The 279-nt window shown below is 69.5% G+C and carries 1 protein-coding gene; it reads left to right on the top strand.

Features of this window, described 5'->3' with window-relative positions:
• The coding region (locus SB753_RS36685; RefSeq protein ID WP_410805034.1) for an RcpC/CpaB family pilus assembly protein at nucleotides 1-279 on the top strand (279 nt) is incomplete at both ends.

Raw genomic sequence — 279 nt, forward strand, 5'->3', positions numbered from 1 at the left:
GTTGATGTCGAAGGTGCGCGTGCTCGCGTTCGGCAACGCGACGGCTGCCGGCGACACGTCCGGCGATCCGAACGGCATGGTCAGGACAGCGGTTCTCGCGGTGCCGGTTGCCGATGTCGACCGTCTGACGCTCGCCGAAAGTTCGGGGCGGCTCGTGTTCGCGCTGCGCAATCCCAAGGATGCCGAAGTAATCGACGCCGCCGCGTTCGCGCCGCTGCCCGCGGTGCTGAAGACATCGACGCGAGCGGGCGACGCCGCGCCGTCCGGCGATTCGACGCG

It is taken from the genome of Paraburkholderia sp. SIMBA_053, assembly GCF_046534895.1.
GTDB classification, from domain to species: Bacteria; Pseudomonadota; Gammaproteobacteria; order Burkholderiales; family Burkholderiaceae; genus Paraburkholderia; species Paraburkholderia caledonica.